7 protein-coding genes and 1 pseudogene are annotated in these 6,740 nt (G+C 32.2%); 7 read left to right on the top strand and 1 reads right to left on the bottom strand.

The window, feature by feature from the left end; translation table 11 throughout:
* Positions 1-140: 140 nt before the first annotated feature.
* The 3 genes and pseudogenes from JJE11_RS11915 to JJE11_RS11905 form a co-directional block, all read left to right on the top strand.
* A pseudogene (locus JJE11_RS11915) lies at positions 141-680 on the top strand (L,D-transpeptidase); the annotation flags it as partial.
* A 204-nt stretch (positions 681-884) separates the two neighbouring features.
* Entirely contained in the window at positions 885-1,223 is a 339-nt protein-coding gene (locus JJE11_RS11910; protein WP_291635865.1) for a YtrH family sporulation protein, read from the top strand.
* Positions 1,211-1,672, top strand: a complete 462-nt coding sequence (locus JJE11_RS11905) for a hypothetical protein (RefSeq protein ID WP_291635863.1) — start codon at positions 1,211-1,213, stop codon at positions 1,670-1,672. Before JJE11_RS11910 ends, JJE11_RS11905 begins: the two co-directional genes overlap by 13 nt.
* 72 nt (positions 1,673-1,744) lie before the next feature.
* Here the strand turns inward: JJE11_RS11905 and mntR are convergent, their stop codons facing one another.
* Positions 1,745-2,209, bottom strand: coding sequence for a transcriptional regulator MntR (gene mntR, locus JJE11_RS11900; protein WP_291635862.1), 465 nt, complete (start codon positions 2,207-2,209; stop codon positions 1,745-1,747).
* Positions 2,210-2,409: 200 nt separating this feature from the next.
* Between mntR and JJE11_RS11895 the strand changes: the two genes are divergently transcribed.
* The 4 genes from JJE11_RS11895 to JJE11_RS11880 all read left to right on the top strand — a co-directional run.
* Positions 2,410-3,705 (top strand): Nramp family divalent metal transporter, encoded by a 1,296-nt coding sequence (locus tag JJE11_RS11895; protein ID WP_291635860.1) that lies wholly within the window; start codon positions 2,410-2,412, stop codon positions 3,703-3,705.
* Positions 3,706-4,000: 295 nt separating this feature from the next.
* Positions 4,001-4,186, top strand: coding sequence for an alpha/beta-type small acid-soluble spore protein (locus JJE11_RS11890; RefSeq protein ID WP_291635858.1), 186 nt, complete (start codon positions 4,001-4,003; stop codon positions 4,184-4,186).
* Between the two features lie 599 nt (positions 4,187-4,785).
* On the top strand, positions 4,786-5,658 hold the full coding sequence (locus tag JJE11_RS11885) for an alpha/beta fold hydrolase (RefSeq protein ID WP_291635856.1): 873 nt from the start codon (positions 4,786-4,788) through the stop codon (positions 5,656-5,658).
* A gap of 147 nt (positions 5,659-5,805) precedes the next feature.
* A partial coding sequence (locus JJE11_RS11880) for a lysozyme inhibitor LprI family protein (protein ID WP_291635854.1) occupies positions 5,806-6,740 on the top strand: 935 nt, incomplete at its 3' end.

Genomic DNA, 6,740 nt, shown 5'->3' with positions numbered 1-6,740 from the left:
CACTGTGTGATAAAATTTAATTGACTCATGTGAAATCCTCCCGTATATGTTGGTTTAGTCACTTAACATTATACAAGAGTATTTCTCTTGAGTCTTTATTTTTTTGTTACTCTTCGGTCATTTCATTATACAACTTACCAACCTCTATGGGGAAAATAGTAGAAGTTAGCGGTGGACTTTATGGATGGGAAATTAATCGTGAGGCTGAAACAGAAGCATTATTAGAAAATATAAAACTTGGTAATGTATTTGAAAAAGAACCTATATATACTCAGAAGGCTTTATATAGGGCGGAAAATGAAATAGGTAATACTTATGTAGAAGTTAATATAACAAGACAGCATTTATGGTTTTATAAAAATGGAAAGATTATAACACAAGGTTCTGTAGTAACAGGGAATCCAAATAGAGGACATTCTACTGTCCTTGGAACTTATATGCTTAATTATAAACAAAAGGGGGCAACATTAACTGGACCTGGTTATGAAGCTCCGGTAACTTATTGGATGCCTTTTTTCGGGAATATAGGAATACATGATGCAAGCTGGAGATATTCTTTTGGAGGAGATATATATACGAGAAGGGGAAGCCATGGATGCATAAATGCTCCAATATACTTAGCTAAAACAATTTTTGAAAATATAGAAGAGGGAACACCAATTATTTGTTATGAAGAATAAAGATTGCTTTTTAGAGTCACTGAAACAGGATACATTCTACGGGGTCGTATCAACCAAATAAAGAAAGGTAATTTTGTATAGATATGGTTAGAATGAGCTGAGTAGAAAGGTTAATTGTGACCTGTACAAAGGTGTGTAAAACATATTTTAGTTATATGAATCATAGTTTATATAGAAATCACTTTAAAGAGAAAGGGAAAAAGTATGGGTAATTTTATTTCTAATATGTCATATAGCTTTCTTATTGCATTTGGAGTAATGTTTGGTTCTTGTACCTTTGCTGGAATTGGTGCCATTTTAAATAATCATCCACCTTTAAAAACCATGTTAGATTTAGCTAGTTCCATTAAAATATGGGCTGTGGCAATTGCATTAGGGGGAACATTTTCTTCTTTTCAGGTTATAGAAGAGGGACTCTTTAAGGGAGAAATACGATTAATGATAAAGCAAATAGCATTTATTTTAGCAGCGTTACTGGGAGCAAATATAGGATTTTATACCTTGAAGCTCCTAGAAAGATGTGGTGAATTATGGACAAAGTAATGAAAGAAGGGTATTTTCTATTTTTCGCTACAGGATTTATTATAGGTGGAATTATAGGGATTATAGCTTTCAGTTGCTTAGTCAGTTATAGAATAGATGAATACTATCAAAAAATTAGCGTTTTAGAAGTGTTAATCGAAGATAAAGATGCTCGTCTTGAAAAATTGGAGGAGGCTATTAATACTAAAAGGTTAATTGTGAAAAAAACAGAGGTTACTTTAGAGAATGAAGAAGATGAAATAACAAGAAGTATATTGCAAAAGCATATAAAAGAAAAAGTTGATAAGTTCATTGGCAAGGAAGTAGACAAGGTGGATGCTGATATGATGTGGGAGATTTTAGACAAGAGAATAATGAAAATAAAAGATAAAGAATATAGACTAAAGGTTAGAAAACTTGTGATTTCAGAAACACTCCATATCTGGATAGAAATATGGAGTGATAGTTAACAATTATGAATAATGTTAAAAAATTTTATTGTGCAGCAATGATTTATATGTTAGTAGAAAACTAATATTAGCTTAAACCTTTCTGTAAGTTTTAAACTCAGCTGCTATTTTAGGATTATCCTTAATGAATTGTACAAAATCTTTAAAACATTTTGTGGTTTGAGCACTTATTGTATGTTCGATTTTTTCAGTTTCTTCTAAAACCTCAGAATCTGAAACATCAAGTATTTTTAAAAAGCTTTCAATAATATTATGACGATTAAGCAGTGCCTCTCCGAGCTTATTACCATCCTCTTCTAGTATTAAAATCCCATACTTCTTGTAATTTAAAAGCTTCAGTTCTGCTAGCTTCTGAACCATTTTTGTAGCAGAAGGTGGTTGGACATTAAGTGCATCGGAAAGTTCATGAATCCTTGTAAATCCTGTATCTAAAGATAATCTATATATCATTTCTAGGTAATCTTCCATAGAAGCAGTAAGTAAATTATCTTCTTTTTTCATATATTCATTAAAAGTATAGAAATCATTTTTTGCCACATTCTCACCTACTTTATGCTATAGTCTGTTAAATAAATTATATGCTTAAATAAATTTTAAAATTACTTTAGTGTAACATTTTTAAAAACTATCCCATATATTATATTAGAAAAATAAACTTAGTCTAGGCTAACAATGTTAACTAGTAATAATTATTTTAGTTATACAAAAATAGTTGAGTTCGAAGGGTGATATATTATATGGAAAAAGATAAAAAAATAATAGATGTTAATTTAACTGCCGAAAAACAAGGTGTAAATAATAGCATGGAAAAGTCAGGTAAGTTTAAAGGTTTACTGAAGTTTTTAGGACCTGCGTTTATAGTAAGTGTTGCCTACATAGATCCAGGCAACTTCGCCACAAATATTAGTGGAGGCTCAGTTTTTAATTATAGTCTAATTTGGGTAATTCTTTGGAGTAACCTAATGGCAATCTTTATACAAAATATGTCTGCAAAATTAGGAATTGCTACGGGTCACAATTTACCAGAAATGTGTTCGAGAGTATTCTCACGTAAAACCAACTGGTTCTTTTGGATTGAGTCCGAACTTGCTGCTATGGCCACAGATTTGGCAGAGTTTCTTGGTGGAACATTAGGATTATATTTGCTATTCGGAATCCCCATGATTTATGCTGGACTAATCATTGGAGTGCTTACTTACATTATCGTTTATATGGAGAAATATGGCCAAAAGGTCGTTGAGTGGATTATTGGTATATTAGTATCGGTCATAACTATTGCGTACACTATCGAACTGTTTTTAGCTAAGCCAGATTGGGCACAGGTAGGTATCCACACGCTAATTCCGTCACTTCCCAATGGCCAAGCTGTGTTAATAGCCGTTGGAATGCTAGGTGCAACGGTAATGCCTCACGTAATATATCTACACTCGCAATTGGTCCAGGTTAGAAATAAAAAGGATGATACCGAAGAAGATAAACGCAAGCATTTAAGTATGGAGCGAATTGATATTATCATTGCCATGAATATAGCATTTCTAGTCAATGCCGCTATGGTTATAGTAGCTGCAGCAGTATTCTACAGAAATGGTGTGGTTGTGGAGACGATAGAACAAGCACAAAGATCATTAGAACCTCTTCTTGGAACATTATCCAGTGGTGCTTTTGGGATTGCATTGCTAGCATCGGGTTTGTCGTCCTCAGCAGTGGGTACTATGGCTGGGCAAACTATTATGCAAGGCTTTATTGGACTGAGTGTCCCCATCAATATTCGAAGATTAATTACTATGGCTCCGGCCTTAATTATCATTGCTATAGGTGTTAACCCTATGTATGCTCTAATAATGAGCCAAGTTGCCTTGAGCTTCGCTCTTCCATTCGCGATTGTGCCGTTGCTACTAATCACCAGTCGCAATGACTTAATGGGTAGTTTTGTAAACAAACGTTCAACTAAAATAGCTGGTTGGTGTATTACAACTATTATTCTAGTTTTAAATGCAGTTCTTGTTTACCTGATTTTCACCGGTAGCGTATAATTTCTACCGAGTTTAGTCCTAGAAGTGATGTTATGCTACGTGGCTAAAATATTATAAATGTAGTTAAATTAGATAATTACTAAAGGATATAGATATAAAGTCTATATCCTTTTTTATTGTCTAATATATTATAGTAAATAATATATTAGACAATAATTTAATTTTCTAAACCTAAATTACCATTTTTGTATTATTTAAATAATATAGACTTAAATTACTACGATTATTTCTTTATAATAATGAACAATATAATAATGAAAATGAAAATCATTATTAAAAAAAGGAGGTAATTTATATGGCAAACAGAACATTAGTACCACAAGCTAGAGAAGGACTAAATAAGTTTAAAATGGAAGCAGCTAGTGAAGTAGGAGTTTCTTTAAAAGATGGATACAATGGAGAATTAACTTCTAGAGAAGCAGGTTCAATTGGCGGGCAAATGGTTAAGAAAATGGTTGAATCTTACGAAAAAAACTTATAATTAAAAGGGAGCTGAAAGCTCCCTTTTTCTATTTCATAAATTAATATAAATATAAACTTAGAACTTGGGATATTTCAAATGTATTTTCCATATTATACTATATAGCTTGTGAATAAAGTAAGCGATAGTTAATAGCTACTTTCTTTAAGAGAGTGGCTATTTTTATTAGTGTTTTTTATTGTTTCGAATATTTTATAAACATTCACTATAGCTATGGGCTAAACAAATTTGCAAAATAATTAATTGAATTTATTTATAGACAACTTTAATAAAAATAACAATATTATACTAATAACCACTATTAGGGGGAGTATCTTTGTTTTTCATAACTCATTGCTATTTAACTTCTTGCAATTTTTTCTGAATACCATTTATTAAACCATGATGTAAATAACACAATGTCAACATGTTATGATATTATATTATTTAATGTTAATTAAATTTTTGAAAAGGTTTTTATATGAAAAGTGATACATACCATCATGGTGATTTGAGTGAAAGCCTTATAAGAATGGGACTAAAGCTATTTAACGAAGGAGGAGCAGAAAATTTTACTATTAGAAAAGTTTATATACTATAAAAATTAAGGAGAGATACTTATGGATAGCAAACAATTTAATACATATGTTGGATGTAAAGAAATTCAAATTAGAGATGAAAGCAAAGACGTTTTTTTTAATGTTATTGTGCAATATCCAACAAACGAGCCTTCTAACCCAATAGCATTTGGGCCGTACACAATGGATGTTTGTATCAATGCCCAGTTATTAGAGGGTGTATTTCCACTTGTCATAATTTCTCATGGCAGCGGAGGTTCGTATCTTCTTTATCGAACAATTAGCACATATCTTGCAAAAAATGGCTTTATTGTGGCGCTAGTAGAGCATTATGGAAATAATAGGAATAATAATGAATTGGCAAACACCGAAGAAAATCTTATCCTGCGACCCAAGCATATAAGCCTAACAATTGACAAACTTCTTTCAGATAGTCATTTTGGCAAATATATTATAGACGACAAGGTAGCAGTAATAGGGCATTCAATGGGTGGGTACACAGCTCTTGCACTGGCAGGGGGTGTTCCAAGAACAAGAGAAGGCAAAAGAATAGAAACTACTTCTGACCAAAGAATTAAAGCAATAGTTTTGCTTGCTCCTGGAGCTGGCTGGTTCATGAATGGTTTGGATAATGTAACAATCCCTATCCTTATGTTAACAGCGGAACATGATCCGATCACTCCTTCTTGGAATGCGGAAACTGTATTAAAGAGCATTACTGATGAATCACTGGTTACTTTCAGGCAGATTGTAAATGCCGGTCATTTTTCTTTTCTTAGTCCCTTTCCCGATTCAATGAGAAATCCTAAGTTCCTACCAGCAACTGACCCAGAGGGATTTGAGAGAGAGAAATTCCACGTCCAATTACCCAAAGAAATACTTGCTTATCTTAATGGAAAATTGCACTTAAATTAAATATAAAAGGTTGGCCAAACCCTTGGCTTATGCTATTAGAATGATGCCAAAGCAAGGATAAAAAGGTAAAATATATCTATAAGTTATTTAACAGTCGTAAGTAAGAGCGAACTGAAGATTATTTATGTTTTTAAAAGGAGAGATTAGATGAGACCAAAAATTAAGTGTGTGCTTCTTGTGTTTCTGTTAGGTATTTCAATTACTGCGTGTTCGAGCAATAAAAGCAATTTAAACCAAAACAACAGCAGTACCGCAAGTAGTAATAAGACTTCTGACACCAGTGTTCCAATAAGCCCTTCTTCTAACCCAATTAATGCTCCTTCAGACAGCAAATCTGAAAGCAATAAGAATGATTTGGTATTGGAATCATACAAAACAGTGTTGCAAAATAAGGTCAATTTTTTCAGCGTAGATGACAATAATAAAATATATTTGAATGATATTTTAAAGAAACAGTATCCTGGAAATATCTTCAAAGTAACGAGGTTTACAGTAATTGACATGGATGGCGACAAAATACCTGAAGTTGTTCTTGAATTATCCAATGCTAATAATAATCCTATGTTTTTTGAAATTCTACATTATATGAAAGGTGTAGTTTATGGCTACAATATTGTATACAGAGGTTTAGAACAGCTTAAAACGGATGGTACAGCTTGGAGTTCAAGCGGCGCGTCAGATAATGTATGCGGAAAACTGAAATTTGAGTCAAATGCCTATCAAACTGATATATTTGGGTATAATAAGTCAAGTCAAAATAATGATGGAATAACCACAGCTTACTTCATTAATAATAAACCTGTTACAAAAGAAGCATTTGATTCTTTCAGTAAAGAACAAAATGTAAAAAAAGATGTAGCTTGGTTTGAATTTTCTCAAAAGAATATTGCAACAGAACTTTCTATAAATTCATATAGTGAAAAGGTTAAAGAAGAAAGTGATAAGCAAGAATATAAAACTAAATTAGATAATGTTGAAATAGGATTAAATTATTTGAAAGAAAAAGAAGCTGGAACGACAATGGACATGAGAGAGGCTGCTGATGAAAAATACAAAAAGTGGGATACTGCTTTAAACGAAAT

It is taken from the genome of Clostridium sp., from assembly GCF_016650095.1.
Lineage (GTDB): Bacteria > Bacillota > Clostridia > Clostridiales > Clostridiaceae > Clostridium_AD.
This window is presented reverse-complemented; position numbering and strand designations above follow the sequence as displayed.